Source organism: Rhodococcoides fascians NBRC 12155 = LMG 3623 (assembly GCF_001894785.1).
In the GTDB taxonomy this organism is placed as follows: Bacteria; Actinomycetota; Actinomycetes; order Mycobacteriales; family Mycobacteriaceae; genus Rhodococcoides; species Rhodococcoides fascians.
The window spans coordinates 305,599-323,180 of record NZ_BCWW01000006.1; the positions used below are offsets into that span (position 1 = coordinate 305,599).

Consider the following 17,582-nt stretch of genomic DNA (forward strand, 5'->3'; position numbering starts at 1 on the left):
GGCTGTGTCTCAACCACCGATTGCTCCCATACTGCGGGTCGGTGGCACGAAGCCCTCGGCGTCGATGCCGTGCCCGGCCCATTTGTTCCACATGGCTCCGCGCCATACTGCTGCCAGCTCGTCATCGGTGGCACCGCCCCGCAGCGCCGCGCGAAGATCCGTCTCGTCGTCGCTGAACAGGCAGGACCTGATGGTCCCCTCGGCGGTGAGCCTCGTGCGATCACAGTCGCCGCAGAACGAGCGCGTGACGGACGCGATGATTCCCACGGTTGCCTCCGTGCCGTCCACGCTCCATTCCTCGGCGGGAGCGGACGGATCGGCGCGACCCACTTCACGAAGATCGAAAGCAGTGGACAGCTCGTCGAGCAACGTCTGGGCGTCGATCATGTTGTTGCGGGCCCATTCGTGATCGGCGTCGAGTGGCATCTGCTCGATGAATCGAAGCGCGACCCCCTCGTCCAGACACCACCGGAGCAGATCCACGGAGCCGGAGAGCGTATCTCGCATCAGTACGGCATTGACCTTCACCGGACCGATGCCCGCCTTCTTGGCCGCTCGGATACCGGCCAGCACCGACGGCAGACGATCGCGTCGAGTCAAGCGCGCGAACTGTTCACGATCGACCGAGTCCAACGACACGTTGACGCGCGTCAGACCGGCCTCGGCGAGGGCCTGCGCACGATGTTCCAGACCGACGGCATTGGTGGTCATGGACAACGGAACGCCGTCCGCCACAGCGGAGCACGAACGAAGGATCTCGTCCAGGTCTCGGCGCATCAGAGGCTCACCGCCGGTGAAACGCACGTCGCGTATTCCCAACAGGCGCACGGCAACCGAGACGACCCGAGCGATCTCGCCAGCGGTCAGTAGGTCGGCTGCGGGGATTGCCGGCAGCCCCTCCTCCGGCATGCAATACGTGCACCGCAGCGAGCACTTCTCGGTGATCGAGATGCGCAGATCGCGTGCCACCCGCCCGAAGCGATCGATCAGATGCGGCACGTCGGGACGATCGTCCACCGGGCCGAACGACGACCCCGAGGAAGCTGCGCCTATACGTGGGATCCCGAGGGACGTGACACTGTCCACCGTCACCTCACACCTCGAATCCGTCTGTTCCTGCATGTCTCACATCGGCTTGTCTACCCAGTATGCCGCAGCCCACACGCGCCCGTCGTGTCGGCGTGCCTAGGATTGGCAGCCATGACGGCTGAGCACACTCGAGCGATCACCGGACCTGCACTGTGAGCGCCGTATCCGTCGAGGAGCACGCAGCAGCGATCGAGTGGCTGCTCGCAGACTTGGGCACCCGAGCAGCTCAACGAGTGCCGCTGACCGACGCACTGGGGCGGGTGGCATTCCACGACGTGACCTCCCCCGTCGATCTACCTCTGTTCCGGAATTCGCAGATGGACGGTTATGCGGTCGATTCTCGCTCGGTGCAGTCTGCGCCCGTGACGCTTCCGGTATCGACGATCATCGCTGCCGGACCCACCCGACCCTCAACGCTCACGCCCGGTAGCGCAGCCAAGATCATGACCGGTGCACCGATACCCGACGGAGCGGACGCCATCGTCCCCGTGGAGGACACCACGGTGACCACCGCAGGTGCGGTGACCGTCGAACGAGCCCGCGTCGCAGGCGAATTCGTGCGCGAACAGGGTAGCGACGTACGCGCGGGAACGATCCTGATCGACGCGGGCAGAGTGCTCGAGCCCCGGCACATCTCGGTTCTCGCGGCCGTCGGACTGGCCACCGTCGACGTACGGTCGCGTCCTCGTGTGGCCGTGGTGACCACCGGAGCAGAGTTGGCCGACGCAGGCGAGACGCTCTCGCCCGGTCAGATCTTCGACTCGAACGGCATCACTCTTGCCGCGCACCTGCGCGCGAGCGGTGCCGACGTGGTCACCGTCGCACGCAGCACCGACGATCCGGAACGCTTCCGAAGCATCCTCACCTCCGCAGCCGCATCGGCGGAGCTCATCATCACCTCCGGTGGAGTGTCGATGGGCGACTTCGAGGTGGTCAAGGACGTTCTCGCGCCGCTGGGTGGACAGTTCGGATCGGTTCGGATGCAACCGGGTGGACCGCAGGGCATCACGATGTTCGACGGCACTCCGGTCCTGAGTTTCCCCGGCAACCCCGTCAGCACCGTGGTGGCGTACATCATGTTCGCGCGCAACATCGTTCGGCGATCTGGCGGCCTGCCACCGGTCTTGTCGGGCCCTGCGACTCTGTTCCAGTCGATCACCTCGCCGCCGGGCAGGCGTCAACTGCTCCGCGGGAAATTGCGTGACGACGGCCGGGTCGAACTGGTCGCCGGACCGGGGTCCCACCTGGTGGCCGCACTGGCGTGGGCCGACGTGCTCATCGACATCGCCGCCGAGACGACCGAACTCGCCGCAGGATCACCCGTGGAGGTATGGCCGCTGTGACCACCGAAGTTCCGCAGAACCCCCTGTCGCACCTCGACGACGAGGGCCGCGCCCGCATGGTCGATGTGGCGCACAAGAAAGAGACCTCCCGAACCGCTGTGGCGGCAGGCGAGTTCGTCACCACGCCCGAGGTCATCGGGTTGGTGCAGGCGGACGGCATGCCGAAGGCCGATGTCCTGGCGACCGCTCGGATCGCCGGTATCTCGGCTGCCAAGCGCACGTCCGATCTGATTCCGCTGTGCCATCAACTCGCGCTCTCGTCGGTCAAGATCTCCTTCGGATTCACCGACACCTCCATCACGGTCGAAGCCACCGCGCGCACGACCGGTAGGACCGGCGTCGAGATGGAAGCCCTCACCGCCGTCGCGGTTGCCGGGCTGACCCTGCACGACATGGTCAAGGCAGTCGACCCGGGTGCGACGATGAACGGCGTCCGGCTGATCACCAAAGACGGTGGTAAGCATGGACATTGGCAGCGTGATGCGAAGGCGACCGCCCCCGACGACGACGCTCGGCCGTCGGAGGGGACGAAGTCGGCGGTCGTGCTCGTGGCCTCCACCGGCGGTGCTCGCGGAACCCGCCCGGACACCACCGGCCCGTCCATCGCATCCTGGCTGACCGATCGGGGCTTCGCGGTGCGCGGCCCGCTGGTGTACGCCGATGCCGACATCGAGGCCGGGCTGCGCGACTCGCTACGCGGCGAGCCGTCGCTGATCATCTCGACCGGCGGAACCGGCGTCTCCCCTACCGATGCAACTCCGGAGGCCACGGCGGCACTGCTCGACATCGAGATGCCAGGAATAGCAGACCAGATCCGCGCCAAGGGAACCTCCGCGACGCCGCACGCGGTGCTGAGTCGCGGAGTGTCCGGGTTGATCGGACGTACCCTCGTCGTCAATTTGCCCGGATCACCGGGAGGCGTGAAAGACGGCTTGGCCGTTCTCGATCCGCTCCTCGATCATGTACTCGCCCAGATCTCAGGAGGAGGACCCCACGATGACTGAACTCGTCGCCCGCATCTCGAACGAGCCGCTGACGACCGCCGAGGTAGAGGCCGCGGTACAGGATTCGCACCACGGTGCCGTGGTGCTGTTCAGCGGAATCGTTCGTGACCACGACGGTGGCCACGCCGTGGAAACTCTCGAATACCGCGCCCACCCCGATGCGGAACGCTTCTTGAGCCGATGCTGCTCGGAGGTCTCGTCCGAAACCGGTCTTGCGGTCGCTGCCGTGCATCGCGTCGGGGACTTGCGGGTCGGCGATCTCGCGCTCGTGGCCGCAGTCGGATCGGCTCATCGCGCCGAGGCGTTCGAGGCGTGCGCCCGACTGGTCGAACGCATCAAGGCCGAGGTACCCATCTGGAAACGGCAGGGCTTCGAAGGCGGGCGCACCGAATGGGTCGGACTGTAGAAGACCTACGCCGGCTCGAGGTATCGATGGACCGGCAACATGGCCGAGGCGTCGACTGCGTCGTCAGGGCCGCGCACGCAGGCCCGCAGTCGATGTTCGACCGCGTCCGCATCGAGTTCGGTGCCGATCAGCACCAGTGATGTCTGCTGGGCTTCACGCCGTGACCACGCTGCACTCTCGAACCGGATGTGTCGCCCTACCGTCTGCACGATGAACTTCTGCTGGTGTCCCGGCAGGTCGAAATGCACGACACCCTTGATGCGGTAGAGGTTTCCGGTCGGGTTCTCCAGAAATTCGATCAGCCGACGCGGCTCCATCGCTGCTGTGCTGACGAACTCGGTATGCGAGTACTGCGCATGCAGGTGTCGGTGGTGTCCGTGCTCGTGGCAGCTGTCGTCGTCGAGGTGCTCACGCAGAAGTTCGTCGAAGGACAACTGCACGGGTAGTGCGGATTCGACCGGCCCGTTCTGGGGCCGGTCGAACAACAACAGAGGATCGACGCGTCCGAACGACACAGCTGCGACAGGGACGTCGCCGACAATGGACCGAACCGTCGACACCACCGCAGAGCGCTCCGAATCCTCGACGGCGTCGGACTTGTTCAGTACCACCAGATCCGCCAATTGCAGATGCTGATCGATTTCGGGATGCAGGGTGCGGGTAACCGCGAATTCGACCGCGTCGACGACTCCCACCAATCCGCCGTACACGATGAACTCGTTCTCACTGCCGCGCACCATTCGAATGAGATTCCGTGGCTCCGCCAATCCGCTGGCCTCCACCACGATCACGTCTATGGCCGAACGGCGGTGTGCCAGCGTATCGAACATCGCGTCCATGTCACTGATGTCCACCGCACAGCAGATGCATCCGTTGCCCAGTGACACCATCGAATCGACCTGTCCTGCAACGAGCATGGAATCGATGTTGATCGCACCGAAATCGTTGACCACGACGCCGATCCGAATTCCCGCATCGTTGCGCAACAGATGATTGAGCAGAGTGGTCTTGCCTGCACCCAGAAAGCCGGCAACGATTACCACCGGAATTCGTCGACGCGCCACGCCGGTCGAGACTACCGGGCGGCGAGAATTCGATTCAGGAGGCCTCGAGCGAAGGTGGAGACGCTGCTGACGTTCTCGTCGGTCACCAATCCCTTCAACCCGTCGACACCGAACGATTCGACATACGGCGAGACGCTTTCGAGTAGTCGAGACAAGGCACTACGACCCGCTACGGACGTCGACGTAGCGGCGGGGACAGTCGCGCTCGTCGGCGTCGGCGCAGAGGCGGTGGGAACTGCGACGTCCGGCGACGAGGCAGCCTCGGCTCCGAGAAGATAGTCGATGATGCCGGTGGAGATGGCGATCGCATGCTTCACCTGACCGTCCGAGCCCTCGAGCACCGCCGCGTCGTCCGGGTTGGAACCATTGCCCATCTCGACGAACACCAACGGAACAGTCGTCAGTGCGGGCCCCGCGACGTCGGATCGTTCCTGGATCCCGTCGACAACGCCCGAGTAATTGGCGGGATCGAACCCGGCGCGAACGTAGGAATCTCTCATCAGCTTCGAGGCCGAGCGCCCGCCCTCGGACTGAGCCGCATCGGCCGCCGCATTCGGAATCGGCAGTGTCGGCACGATCAGATGGAATCCGTGCTTGTCGGTGTCGGTCGTCGTGCTCGTCGAGTCCGCATGAATGCTGACGGCCACATCGGCTCCGGACGCGCTGGCAGCGCGAGCCCGATCGTCGACGCACCCGCCCCATCCGGCGTCGTCGACGCGGCTGGTCTTCACCGTCGCACCGAGACTCTCCAGACTGGACCGAACCAGCTCCGAGACCTTCCAGTTGATGGTGTGCTCCGGCACCCCGTCCACCGTGGTCATGCCCGTGGTCTGGCAATCCTTGGTACCGCCGCGCCCGTCGTCGACCTGCCGTTGCAGATTCTCCGAGTGAGCTGTGCCCTGGTGACCCGGATCGAGGAAGACCGTCTTTCCCGTCAACTCTCGTCCGGCCGATTCCGTGCTGGGTGTCGCCGACGGCGCGGTGGCGGGCGTGGACGGGTCGGCCGATGCCGGTGCGCCGACGAGCGCTCCAGCACCCAGTAGACCTGCGCACATCAGCGTCACCGCAGCCGACCCGGCTGTTCGTGAAGATTTCATCGACTCGTGGGCGCTCCGGTGGAGCCGGTCGCGCCACTCCCCTCTCGGCACCTCGGACGCCGTCGAGCCACGCGGTTCCCATTGGCATCAGGAGCTACCGTGCGTCACAACAGACACTTGCTGCTCGAGTGAACCAGAAATCGAACCATTCGAGTCCCTGATCGAATTTCGTTAGCCAAAGGAGTGCATTTCGTGATCGATTCGTTGCGATCTGCCCAGCCTTCTCATGTTTCCCACGACGGCGACACCAGTGCCGCGAAACTCCGAAATCGGCCGCCGGCTCGAACCGACCCCGAGAACGAATTTCCTATCAATACCGGACAGTTTGTCTTTGTTCACCGCAACAGCGATCCCTCGCACTGCGCACACACTTAATGCCTGCGCCACGTCGGTTTCGACGAATACATCTGCAGATTCTGTGGCAATGCTGCGAAACCGGTAACAATCGATCGGCCAGCATGGATATACACATTGTTCGGCCGTATAGTCGACACAGTTCGATCTGGACATCCCCCCGCATCATTCCCTGCACCATTGGAGAGCTTCAGCATGGCCAGAAAAGTCTATGTGCAACTAGTCGATGACATCGACGAAAAACCGATCGAATCCGGTGGCGAACACATAACCTATTCGGTCAACGGAGTCAGCTACGAAATCGATCTGAGCGACAAGAACGCCAAAGAATTCCACCGCAAGCTCGACTATTACATCGAGCACTCGACGAAGGTGGGTGGAAAGCGACAGAAGAAGTCGACTTCCCCGGCCACCGGGGCGAAGCGCGACGCCAATCAGACCAAAGCCATCAGAGAATGGGCGAAGGCGAACGGCCACAACATTTCTGCGCGCGGAAGAATACCCGCCGAAGTGGAGCAGGCGTTCGACGCAGCTCACTGACTCCCGCCTTCCGAATCGGCGTCTCAGGACTCACGCTGCAGACGCCGATTCGGTGGCCGAAGCCATAGACACAACAAAAGCGCCGCCCGATGGGCGGCGCTTTTGCTTTCTCGGTGGAGCTAAGGGGACTCGAACCCCTGACCCCCACACTGCCAGTGTGGTGCGCTACCAGCTGCGCCATAGCCCCGAGTACTGCGTGCTCCCGCTCATGCGGTTGCTCGAACGAAGTTACACCATGGCTCGCGGCAGCAACAAATCAGCTGGTGCGGCCCGTACTCGATGCTCCGGTACGGGCCCCCGCGCTCGACCCCGATCAGCCGACCGTAGCCAACCATTCCGAGTCGCCCAGCGCGTCGACCACCTGTCCGTCCACCAGAACACCCGGAGTTCCGCGTGCGCCCGATGCGGCCAAGGCGTCCCGACCGGTCGTCGCGTCCGCCACCGCTGCGTCACGCTGAGCGCCCGTGGTGATGCACTCCACCGCAAGATCGCTCGCTCCGTTCGACGTTGCCAGCTCCGCCAGCTCGGCATCGGTTCGGTCGGAGTCGCTTCCTTCCTCCGGCTGGAATTCCGGGTCGAACAGCGCGGCGTGGAAAGCCGAGTAGACCCGCGCATTCTCGGTGGCGGCCACGCAGTGCGACGCCGCAACGGCCCGCGTCGAATAGTCACCCGAGGCCGAGCTCGCATCGAGGAAATTGATCAGGTGGTAGTTGACCGAGACAACGCCGTCGTCGATTTTCTGAGCCAATTCCTGGCCGTGCTTCACCTCGAGATCACTGCAGAATGGGCACATCGGGTCCTCGTAGATATCGATGACGCGCTGCGCGCCCGGACGAGCCAATACGACGACACCGTCTCCCGGCAACGACAATTCGACCTCGGGATTCTTGACCGATCCGTACCCGTCGTTCCGGGGCGCGTCGCTGCCTCGCTGCCACAGGATCGCTACCACGACGACCGCGACCACCACGAGGAATGCAATACCGCCCAGAATGTACGTCACGGTGTTCGACGAGGCCTGCGGAGTGTGTTTCGTGCTGGATGTCTTCTTCTCGCTCACAGAGCGAATACTACGGACGTATCCGTCAGCTGCGCTCGCGCTCGAGGGTGTCCGGAACGCGCGACCACCACAACCCCGCCAGTAGAAGCAGTGCGCCCGTCACGGCGAAAGCCGGACCGAACGAGACCCGTTCCACGATCATTCCGGCCACGATCGGGCCGATCACAGCGCCCACGTCGGACGCCATCTGGAAGGCAGCCAGCACGGGTCCTCCACGCGCCTTGGAGCCGATCACGTCGGCGACCGAGGCCTGCTGGGCAGGACTCATCAGGCCCGATCCGATTCCGGCGATCAACGACACCGCGAGGAACAACACCGGATCGTGGACATAGCCCATCACGACCGTTCCCAGGCCGCACACCGCCAAACCGCCCAGCATGAACGGTTTGCGTCCGCGTACGTCGGACAGGCGACCGGCACTGGTGAGAACCAGAGCGTTACCCACTGCGAACACCGTGAGAGCAATCCCGACGAACACCTCGGACCGCTGCATTGCCTCGACGACGAACAACGGCACCAGCGCCACCCGGACACCGAACACGGCCCATCCGTTCGCGAAATTCGACGCCAGGGCGGCCCGATAGGACGGGATTCGCAGAGCAGCGAGCAACGACATCGTCGGCGGCGCAGTTCCCTTCTCCGGCTTGACCAGATCGGAATTGCCGAGGGTGAAGTACACGACGGCAGCGGCGATCACCAGAGCCACGGCATAGATGACGAACGGCACCCGCAGACCGAAACCGACGAGCGCGCCGCCGACGAGCGGACCACCGATGGTTCCCAGCAAGAAAGCGGTCGCGTACAGCCCGGAGATGCGGCCTCTACTGGTAGGTGGACTGATTCTGATCAGCAGTCCGAGAGCAGACACCGAGAACATCGTCGACCCGATCCCGCCGAGTCCGCGAAACACCAGCAGCTGCCAGTACGTCTGAGCCAGAGCGCACGCACCGGTGGAGACCGCCACGATCAACAGTCCGATCAGGTAGACGGGTCGTTCGCCGAGCCGCTGAACCAGAGCGCCGCTCGCAGGCGCGAACAGCAACCGCATGAGAGCGAAGGCACTGATCACTGCCGACGCGGCCGTGTATCCGACGCCGAATTCTCGAGCGAACTGCGGCAGGGCAGGCGCGACGATGCCGAATCCGAGGGCGATGACGAACGCTGCCGAGACCAGTACCCAGATCTCCGGTGGGAGTTTGCCTCCGGGTTGGAATGCCGGCTCGGGGGCCGAGCTGTCGTGGTCGGGTGTCGGTGAGTCGGTCACGAGCTCTCGAGAGCGGACGAGACCAATTCACGTGCTGCAGCCTGGACCTCGGCGAGGTGTTCCTTGCCCTGGAACGACTCCGCGTAGATCTTGTAGACGTCCTCGGTTCCCGACGGACGAGCTGCGAACCAGGCGCTCTCCGTTGTCACCTTCAGCCCTCCCAGTGCGGCCCCGTTTCCGGGAGCCTCGGTCAGCGTCGCGGTGATCGGCTCCCCCGCCAATTCGGTGGCGGTGATCTGGTCGGGCGACAACTTGGCGAGCACAGCCTTCTGCTCCCTGGTTGCCGGAGCGTCGACGCGGGCGTACGACGGATCGCCGTACTCGGCTGTGAATTCTGCGTAGCGTTGCGACGGTGTCGATCCGGTGACCGCGGTGATCTCCGAGGCCAACAGCGCCAGAATGATTCCGTCCTTGTCTGTGGTCCACACTCGGCCGTCGTGCCGCAGGAACGAGGCACCGGCGCTCTCCTCGCCGCCGAAGCCGAGCTCGCCGTCGAGCAGGCCCGGCACGAACCACTTGAACCCGACCGGGACCTCGAGCAGCTTTCGTCCGAGACCGGCGACGACGCGATCGATCATGGAGGAACTCACCAGCGTCTTGCCGACTGCCGCCGTCGGTGACCACCCGGGCCGGTGGGTGAACAGATAGTCGATCGCGACCGCGAGGTAGTGATTGGGGTTCATCAGACCACTGTCGGGAGTGACGATGCCGTGTCGATCGGAGTCGGCGTCGTTGCCCGTGGCGATGTCGAATCGATCCCGGGCTGCGATCAGTGATGCCATCGCGTTCGGCGACGAGCAGTCCATTCTGATCTTGCCGTCCGTGTCCAACGTCATGAAGCGGAACGTGCCGTCGACCAACGGATTGACGACGGTCAGATCGAGGTTGTGTCGTTCGGCGATCGCATCCCAGTAGTCGACACTGGCACCGCCGAGCGGATCCGCACCGATGCGAACTCCGGCGGCGCGGATCGCATCGAGATCGAGCACGTTCGGGAGGTCGTCCACGTAGGTGCCGAGGAAGTCGTACCGCGAGACGCTTCCCGCGAACGCCTGCGCGAGAGTCACGCGCTTGATTCCGGTAATGCCCTCGCGGAGAAGCTCGTTGGCGCGGGCAGCGATCACCGACGTCGCATCGCTGTCGGCCGGTCCACCGTGCGGAGGGTTGTACTTGAACCCGCCGTCACGCGGCGGATTGTGGGACGGTGTGACCACGATGCCGTCGGCTTTCGCGGTCGGCCCCGACTCGTTGTACCGGAGAATGGCATGACTGACGGCGGGCGTCGGGGTGTAGCGATCCCCAGAGTCCACCAGAACGTCGACGTCGTTGGCTGCCAACACCTCCAGAGCCGTCGTCCACGCGGGCTCGGACAATGCATGGGTGTCTCGACCGATGAACAGTGGCCCGGTGATGCCTTGCGCGGAACGATATTCCACGATGGCCTGCGTGGTCGCGACGATGTGCGCCTCGTTGAACGCCGAATCCAGGCTCGAACCTCGATGACCCGAGGTCCCGAACACGACCTGCTGACTCGGCTCCGACACGTCCGGAATGCGCGAGTAGTACGCCGTGACGAGTTGCGAGAGATCGACCAGATCCTCCGGCAGTGCAGTGGTTCCAGCTCTCTCGTGCGCCACGATGCGCCTCCTCAATCCTCGAACGAACCGAATCCGGTCGACGAACCGAATTTCTCGTTCAACCCTAACGCCGCTGCCCCACCCGCGAGCTACTTGCTCTGCCGTTTCGGTGGCCGTGGCAGAAAATAGCTGGTTCGCTGCTGATATTCGCGATACCCCGGACGCTTCTCCATGCTCCTTTCCAACAGCCGAGCCCCGGTGGCGAACACCAAGAAGTACGTCATCGCGACAGGCGACAGAATCGTGAACACCCCAGGCCACGCCGAGGCCGAGACGAGGAACAGTCCCCACCACACTGCCGAGTCGCCGAAGTAATTGGGATGCCGCGTCCAGGACCACAGACCTCGGTCCATGATCTTGCCCTTGTTCGACGCGTCCGCCTTGAACGCCTTCAATTGCGCGTCGCCCACTGCCTCGAACGTCCATCCGAGTAGCCAGATCACTACGCCGAGTACGACGACGGGTAGAACCGATCCGTGTGAGACGGCGGATACCTGCAGTGGAAGGGACACGAACCACAGCGCAACCGCCTGCGTCAGATAGATTTTCCGCAGGGCGTACCAGGTTCTGTTGCCGGTGGCCTTGGACAGCAGCTCGGTGTACCGCGGATCCTCACCGTGTCCGCGTGAGCGCTGCACCATGTGCAGCGCAAGACGAAGCCCCCACACTCCGACGAGCACGACCAGCAGGAGTCGTCGCCACAGATCACCGGTTCCGGTCGCAGCCGAGATCAGCGCGATCAGAACGAAGCCGCCACCCCACGTCACATCCACGACATTGTGTCGTCCGATACGGGCACCGACGAGGGCGGTGATGATCATCAGGACAGCAGTACCGCCGAGACTCGCCAGTGACACGGTGAAGAAGTCGGACCAATTCACCGCGCGGCCACCCACACCGGGCGGACCGGTTCCATCCCGGACGACCCCTCGACCGGGCGAACGGACAAGATCTGGTCGACGCCCATCCTGTTGTCCCGGAATGCCATTCCCCCGCCGATCAGGTACAGCCGCCACACGCGCGCGACCTCTTCCCCGACCATCGCCACCACGTCGTCGTACCGCGACTCGAAGCGCTCGGTCCAGACGTCGACGGTCCGCACGTAATGCTCCCGAAGCGCATGGACGTCCCGAACCTCGAGTCCGGCCTCCTCGATCATGGCCACGGTCCGCCCGACGGGGCGCATGAACATGTCGGGCGCGATGAACGATTCGATGAATGCCCCGCCGCCGGGGTTGTCGCCTTCTCTTCGCGACATCTGCTGGATCAGTACTCGTCCGCCGGGCTTGACGTTGGCATGCAGTGCGGCGGTGTAGGTCGGGTAATTGGCCTCCCCCACATGTTCACCCATCTCGATCGACGCCACCGCGTCGAAGGGCCCGTCCGGAATTTCGCGGTAGTCCTGGATTCGGATCTCGACGTTGTCCTGCAGTCCTCGGTCGGCGATTCGCTTGTCGATGAAGGCCTTTTGTTCGCGCGAGATGGTCACTCCGACGACCTGCGCTCCGTATTCCTGTGCCGCATGCAGGCTGAGAGACCCCCAGCCACAGCCGACGTCGAGGAACCGTTGCCCGGATCGTTTGTCGAGCCCGATCTTTCGGCACACGAGGTCGAGCTTGTCGCGCTGGGCATCATCGAGGGTGTATTCCGGCGAATTCGAGGTCCAGTACGCCGACGAGTACGCCATGTGCGAATCGAGGACCAGTTCGTAGAAGTCGTTCGACAGGTCGTAATGGTGGCTGATCGCAGCGCGGTCGCGAAGCAACGAGTGCAGCCGCCCCTTCACCGAGGCCTGCGACGCGGGTGGCGGTAGTGGGCGGCCGAACACGCCGAGATCCTTGGCCAGCCGCGCCAGCCGCAGTAACGATGCCGGCCCCGGTCGTACTGCCGAGAGCCGGCGCTCACGGACCACACCCCAGACATGATCGAGAGCCGCGGCAAGATCGCCGTCGACGTCCAACTCCCCGGTGACGTACGCCTGCGCAGCACCGAGTTCACCGGGGCTCCACAGCAATCGACGAAGAGCGCTGGGGCTCCGCAACAGCACTTTCGGTGCCAGGGCGTCGCCGGCAACGGATCCGTCCCACGCCTGCAGCCGGACGGGAAGCGGGCCACCCACCAGGGGTTCCATCAACTCGGCAATTCGGTGTGCAACACCGACGCTGCGATCGGTCCGGTCCACGGTACTTGTCGAGGTGGTCATCGGTCGTCCCTTCGATCGAGCACGATCTGCTGAACATCGAGGTACCCGGATCGAAATCCGGCCTCCGAATAGCAGAGGTAGAAGTGCCACATTCGCGCGAATACATCGTCGAACCCGAGATCCGCTGCCTCGCTGCGGTATTCACGGAAGCGACTGTCCCACAGGGCCAGGGTTCGCGCGTAGTGATCACCCATGGACAGGCGCTCACGAACCCGAAGCGAGGTGTGCTGCTCGGTCACCTCCTCGATGGCCCGCACCGACGGCAGGAACCCGCCGGGAAAGATGTACTTGTGCACCCACGTGTACGTATTGCGGGTGGCCAGCATCCGGTCGTGCGGCATGGTGATGGCCTGGATCGCCACGCGTCCGCCCGGTGCCAGATGTGCATCGATCGTCTCGAAGTAGGTTGCCCAGTACTGATGACCGACGGCCTCGATCATCTCGACCGACACGATGGCGTCGTATCGGCCGTCCACCAACCGGTAGTCGAGGAGATCGATCTGTACTCGATCGCTGTATCCCGCTGCCGCGCAACGCTTACGCGCGAGCTCCTGCTGCTCCACCGACAGTGTCACCGACCGGACCGTCGCGCCGCGAGCGGCCGCGCGAATGGCCAGCTCGCCCCATCCGGTGCCGATCTCGAGGACCCTGGTTCCTTCGCCGACGCCTGCGCGATCGAGTAGCCGGTCGATCTTTCGGCGCTGGGCGTCGGCGAGCTCCACGCTGTCGTCGGGTCCCGATCCGGCGAACAACGCACTCGAGTAGGTCATGGTCTCGTCGAGGAAGAGCTCGAACAGCTCGTTCGACAGATCGTAGTGACGCGAGATGTTGGATCGAGTGTTCTTCGTCGTATTGCGCTCACTCCGTGGAGGTTTCGGGATGTAGAGCCCACGGAGTCGCTGCAAGGGCTCGGGAATCAGCGACGCCATTCGACGAGCGAAGACCTCGAGCACAGCGGTGAGATCCTCGGCATCCCAGTCTCCGGCCATGTATGCCTCACCGAATCCGATGAGGCCGCTGTCGCCGACGCGCGCGGCGAAGTCGTGTGGCCGATAGACCGTCATCAACGGTGCGTCGGACGATCCGGCCCCGAGCACTGTGCCGTCCGGCATCGCGACTCGGACCTGCAATCCCGCGACCGCACGACGGAAGAGAAAGTCGGCAACGGGCGCGGCTACCGCAACTTTCACGCCACCGGGAACGTGGGCGATCTGGGGCCAGACCCGAGGATCGACCAGCGGGCGCGGCCCGGGGCCGGACGGGTGCGACACGGAATCGGTTCGAGACACCGTCGTCATCTGTGAGCTCCTTCCTTCTGAACTCTCCGCGCCCCCGGAGGGGCAGGTTTCTGCACGATCTTCAGACCCCGCGCCCAGAGCCGAATGCCTTGCCAGCGAATCTGTATCACCACTCGCAGCGGTGCCATCGGGATCTCGAGTGCGGTACGAAGAATCGATCGCGTCGTCACCTGGCTGCGACGGCCGACGACGGTCGCCACGAACGGAGGGTGACCGAGACGTTCGAGGACGATCGACAGCCGGAGTGTGGCGTCCGGCTCGGGCAGCTGCATGGAGTACTCGCCGTCGACGTCGTTGAACGGTGAGACGTAGAACTCTTTGGAAGTCCGTGCCTCACCGTGGCGACCGGTGTCCAACAGGTACCGGTATCGCTCGCCGTAGGTGTTGTGCACCTCGGCCACCACGCAGCGGAGGTCTCCGTCGCGGTCGTGACACCAGTACACAGTCAATGGGTTGAACGTGTGCCCGAACACCCGCGCGCTGGCCAACATCGTGATGCGACCGCCGCCGAGATCGATTCCGCTCTCTGCCAAGAAGGCATCGACGTTCTGGCGAATGGTGGCACCAGGGTCACCCATGTGGTCGCGGGAATCGAATGATGCGAGTGGCCGCAGGATCCGCGGCAGTTCGGGAAGTGCGTCGAGGTCGACGAACCAGCTGTAGCTCTTGTACGAGAACGTATTTCGTATCGGTGCTCGTCGGACGTGATCGATCCGAGTGAGATACAGCGCCGCCCCGTGCGCCCGGGTGTTCGGCAGAACCGACGTCAGAGCCACGAGGCCCCCACCCGTTGCGCGGCGCGCGCTCCGGACAACGCACCGTCCTCATGGAATCCCCACCCGTGGTACGCCCCGGCGAACGACACCGTATCGGTGTCCAATTCGGGCAGCCGTCGCTGCGCTGCGACGGATTCGGGGGTGTACTGCGGGTGCTCGTAGGTCATCTCGTCGAGCACCGTGTTCGGGTCGATGCGATCTGCTCCCCCGAGGGTGACCAGCATCCTTCGATCGCTGTCACCCAATCGCTGCAACCTCGTCAGGTCGTAGCTGACCAGAACTCGATCGGGTTTGGCGCTACAGGACGGGAGGTGGTAGTTCCACGACGCTCTCGCTCTGATGTTTCGTGGCAGCACCGACGAGTCGGTGTGCAGTGCAGTGTGATTGACCGAATACGGCATAGCTCCGAGAACGCTGTGTTCGAGCGCAGTCGGCTCCGCGAGCATCTTCAGCGCGGCACCGGGATGGACTGCGATCACGGCGGCGTCGAACGTGCGCAGGTCGTCGTGGCCGTCCCGGATCTGCACCGAATCCCCGGACCGGTAGACAGCATGTACCGGATTGTCGAGCAACACCTCGTCGATGTGCTCCGCAACCCGACGAACGTATTCGATCGACCCGCCGGTGACGGTACGCCAGGTGGGAGATCCTGTGACGGTGAGCATTCCGTGGTGGCGGAGAAAAGTGAACAGGTAGCGAGCCGGGTAGGCGAGAGCAGTGTCCGGATCGCACGACCACACCGCGGACACCAACGGTGTCATGAAGTGGGATTCGAAGTATGCGGAGAACGAGTGCTGCTCCAAGAATTGAGCGAGCGTCGTCTCGGTGTCCGCGGCGTCCTCGCGCTCGAGTAGCTCGGTCGCCAGACGATGAAAACGCTTGACGTCGAGCAGCATCGAGACGAAGCGAGGCCGGAGGACCGCGGTCCGCTGCGCGAGAATGCCCCGCATTCCCTGTCCGCCCGAGTATTCGAGCCCGCAACCGTCGCACCGAACGGACATGCTCATGTCCGAATCCTGCGTCGGCACGTCGAGCTCGTCGAACAGACGGAGCAGCGTCGGATACGTGCGGTCGTTGTGCACGATGAACCCGGTGTCGACGCCCACCGGACCACCGGGGCCGTCCACGAAGTGGGTGTCCGCATGGCCGCCGAGCCGAGAGTCGGCCTCGTACAACGTCACCGACGAGTTCTTGGACAGCGCGTATGCCGCCGTGAGGCCGGCCACCCCGCTACCCACGACGGCAACACGGCGGGTCACGACGATTCTCCCCTGCAGCCCGTCGACGCACCGGATTCGCTCGAATCGGCTCGCGCCCTTGACTCGTCGGCGATACGGAGAACGAAGTCACGAGTGACGCGCGACCACACGCGCGGATCACGCAGCATGAAATGGCCTCCAGGCACCGAGAGATATTCGGCGTCGGCACCGTTCGCCATCGCGCGTTCGGTCGCACGACGGGAGGTTCGCGCGTCGGTCCACCGGTCGGCAGTTCCGTGCACCACGAGCAGCGTGCGATTCTCGTCGAATCCGTCGGCCTCCGTACCCTGCGGCCACCACGGAGCAAGCGCAACGACACCCGCGATCGACGGGTCGTCGATCAGCGCAGCAGCTGTGCGCCCGCCCATCGAGTGCCCCACCACAACCACAGGAACTCCGGGATTGCGGTCACGAATGCGGCGCAGCGCCCACCGCGCGTCCTCTACCGGCGTCCGTTCGGGGGCGTTCCAGCCGCGGAACCGATATCGCAGTTGTTGGACCGAAATATCGCGGCTACGTCCGGCCCGCCGAAGCGTCCAGGTGAAGGGCCACATTCTCAACCCCGCCAGGTGCCACGGCCTGCTGCGCGCGCGACTCACGTCCTTGCCACCGCTCAGAACCAATACCACCATCGACGGCGACGACAGCCGCTTTCCCGCGTAGAGAACTGGGGTCCGCTGGTTGCTCATGCCCTCTATTCGGCACCGAGCCCCCTCCGGGTGGGACCGGGTCGACAGCAGTGTTTGTGAGGTGTCCGACACAAAAAAAGACCGGGCCGAGAGAAAGTCTCTCGGCCCGGCCTTCACAGTGGAGCTGCCGGGAATCGAACCCGGGTCCTCTGCTGCATTGCCAGGGCTTCTCCGTGTGCAGTCCGCTATGCCTCTACTTGGATCTCCCGATCTCGCGAACAAGTCAGGATGACGATCCCAGCCACTGTTTGATGTTCCTCATCATCCCGCGGCCGGATGAATCGGTGAGCCCTCTAGCTGATGCCAGTACCCGGGCCGAGGGCAAGCCCGGACTGACAGACACGCAGTCGCTACTTAGGCAGCGAGTGCGTAGTCGCGCTGATTGGAATCGGCGCTTATAAGGTTGCGATGACGCTTACGGTGGTCTCTCGCCTGCACCGACACGCTTCCCCTGACTCAACATACAAAGTCGAAACCGTTCAGCCCCGTATGTTCCCGG

Annotated in this window: 16 protein-coding genes, 1 tRNA gene and 1 other RNA gene; 4 read left to right on the forward strand and 14 right to left on the reverse strand. The window is 64.2% G+C overall.

The window, feature by feature from the left end; genetic code table 11:
• Positions 1 to 9: 9 nt before the first annotated feature.
• The gene (gene moaA / locus RFA01S_RS14730; protein ID WP_094643087.1) at positions 10 to 1,062 is read right to left on the reverse strand and encodes a GTP 3',8-cyclase MoaA; all 1,053 of its coding nucleotides are present in this window, start codon (positions 1,060 to 1,062) and stop codon (positions 10 to 12) included.
• A gap of 179 nt (positions 1,063 to 1,241) precedes the next feature.
• On the opposite strand from moaA, the gene RFA01S_RS14735 reads away from it, so the two are divergent.
• Genes RFA01S_RS14735 through RFA01S_RS14745 form a run of 3 tightly spaced genes read left to right on the forward strand, consistent with a single transcriptional unit; the run spans position 1,242 to position 3,842 of the window.
• A complete protein-coding gene (locus RFA01S_RS14735) occupies positions 1,242 to 2,432 on the forward strand; it encodes a molybdopterin molybdotransferase MoeA (protein ID WP_032407030.1) in 1,191 nt (396 codons plus the stop codon).
• Positions 2,429 to 3,436 carry a bifunctional molybdenum cofactor biosynthesis protein MoaC/MoaB gene (gene moaCB / locus RFA01S_RS14740; RefSeq protein ID WP_255032404.1) on the forward strand — a complete coding sequence of 336 codons (1,008 nt, stop codon included), beginning with the start codon at positions 2,429 to 2,431 and terminating at the stop codon, positions 3,434 to 3,436. Before RFA01S_RS14735 ends, moaCB begins: the two co-directional genes overlap by 4 nt.
• A complete protein-coding gene (locus RFA01S_RS14745; protein WP_027496591.1) occupies positions 3,429 to 3,842 on the forward strand; it encodes a molybdenum cofactor biosynthesis protein MoaE in 414 nt (137 codons plus the stop codon). The genes moaCB and RFA01S_RS14745 overlap by 8 nt, the downstream gene beginning before the upstream one ends.
• 5 nt (positions 3,843 to 3,847) lie before the next feature.
• On the opposite strand, the gene RFA01S_RS14750 is transcribed toward RFA01S_RS14745, so the two are convergent.
• Positions 3,848 to 4,906 carry a CobW family GTP-binding protein gene (locus tag RFA01S_RS14750; RefSeq protein ID WP_032407029.1) on the reverse strand — a complete coding sequence of 353 codons (1,059 nt, stop codon included), beginning with the start codon at positions 4,904 to 4,906 and terminating at the stop codon, positions 3,848 to 3,850.
• Positions 4,907 to 4,917: 11 nt separating this feature from the next.
• Positions 4,918 to 6,003 (reverse strand): N-acetylmuramoyl-L-alanine amidase, encoded by a 1,086-nt coding sequence (locus RFA01S_RS14755; protein WP_230591198.1) that lies wholly within the window; start codon positions 6,001 to 6,003, stop codon positions 4,918 to 4,920.
• A 549-nt stretch (positions 6,004 to 6,552) separates the two neighbouring features.
• Here RFA01S_RS14755 and RFA01S_RS14765 point away from each other — a divergent pair.
• On the forward strand, positions 6,553 to 6,897 hold the full coding sequence (locus RFA01S_RS14765; RefSeq protein ID WP_027496587.1) for a histone-like nucleoid-structuring protein Lsr2: 345 nt from the start codon (positions 6,553 to 6,555) through the stop codon (positions 6,895 to 6,897).
• A gap of 114 nt (positions 6,898 to 7,011) precedes the next feature.
• On the opposite strand, the gene RFA01S_RS14770 is transcribed toward RFA01S_RS14765, so the two are convergent.
• The 11 genes from RFA01S_RS14770 to ssrA all read right to left on the reverse strand — a co-directional run bounded on the left by RFA01S_RS14770 (position 7,012) and on the right by ssrA (position 17,570).
• Positions 7,012 to 7,084: transfer RNA gene (locus RFA01S_RS14770), tRNA-Ala, on the reverse strand.
• A gap of 126 nt (positions 7,085 to 7,210) precedes the next feature.
• Positions 7,211 to 7,957, reverse strand: a complete 747-nt coding sequence (locus RFA01S_RS14775) for a DsbA family protein (RefSeq protein WP_032366341.1) — start codon at positions 7,955 to 7,957, stop codon at positions 7,211 to 7,213.
• A 25-nt stretch (positions 7,958 to 7,982) separates the two neighbouring features.
• A complete protein-coding gene (locus RFA01S_RS14780) occupies positions 7,983 to 9,140 on the reverse strand; it encodes an MFS transporter (RefSeq protein WP_051365365.1) in 1,158 nt (385 codons plus the stop codon).
• A gap of 77 nt (positions 9,141 to 9,217) precedes the next feature.
• Positions 9,218 to 10,858: a phosphoglucomutase (alpha-D-glucose-1,6-bisphosphate-dependent) gene (gene pgm / locus RFA01S_RS14785; protein WP_027496584.1), complete on the reverse strand. Its 1,641-nt coding sequence runs from the start codon at positions 10,856 to 10,858 to the stop codon at positions 9,218 to 9,220.
• 89 nt (positions 10,859 to 10,947) lie between these two features.
• Complete coding sequence (locus tag RFA01S_RS14790) at positions 10,948 to 11,679, reverse strand: DUF1295 domain-containing protein (protein WP_094695494.1); 732 nt, start codon at positions 11,677 to 11,679, stop codon at positions 10,948 to 10,950.
• Between the two features lie 56 nt (positions 11,680 to 11,735).
• Positions 11,736 to 13,061 (reverse strand): SAM-dependent methyltransferase, encoded by a 1,326-nt coding sequence (locus tag RFA01S_RS14795; protein WP_052057231.1) that lies wholly within the window; start codon positions 13,059 to 13,061, stop codon positions 11,736 to 11,738.
• Positions 13,058 to 14,359: an SAM-dependent methyltransferase gene (locus RFA01S_RS14800; protein ID WP_032387195.1), complete on the reverse strand. Its 1,302-nt coding sequence runs from the start codon at positions 14,357 to 14,359 to the stop codon at positions 13,058 to 13,060. Before RFA01S_RS14800 ends, RFA01S_RS14795 begins: the two co-directional genes overlap by 4 nt.
• Positions 14,356 to 15,135, reverse strand: coding sequence for a DUF1365 domain-containing protein (locus RFA01S_RS14805; protein WP_052057230.1), 780 nt, complete (start codon positions 15,133 to 15,135; stop codon positions 14,356 to 14,358). Before RFA01S_RS14805 ends, RFA01S_RS14800 begins: the two co-directional genes overlap by 4 nt.
• On the reverse strand, positions 15,126 to 16,412 hold the full coding sequence (locus tag RFA01S_RS14810) for an NAD(P)/FAD-dependent oxidoreductase (RefSeq protein ID WP_201010647.1): 1,287 nt from the start codon (positions 16,410 to 16,412) through the stop codon (positions 15,126 to 15,128). Before RFA01S_RS14810 ends, RFA01S_RS14805 begins: the two co-directional genes overlap by 10 nt.
• Positions 16,391 to 17,083: an alpha/beta fold hydrolase gene (locus tag RFA01S_RS14815; protein WP_032387193.1), complete on the reverse strand. Its 693-nt coding sequence runs from the start codon at positions 17,081 to 17,083 to the stop codon at positions 16,391 to 16,393. Before RFA01S_RS14815 ends, RFA01S_RS14810 begins: the two co-directional genes overlap by 22 nt.
• Before the next feature lie 116 nt (positions 17,084 to 17,199).
• Positions 17,200 to 17,570, reverse strand: a transfer-messenger RNA (tmRNA) gene (ssrA, locus tag RFA01S_RS14820).
• Between the last annotated feature and the right edge of the window lie 12 nt (positions 17,571 to 17,582).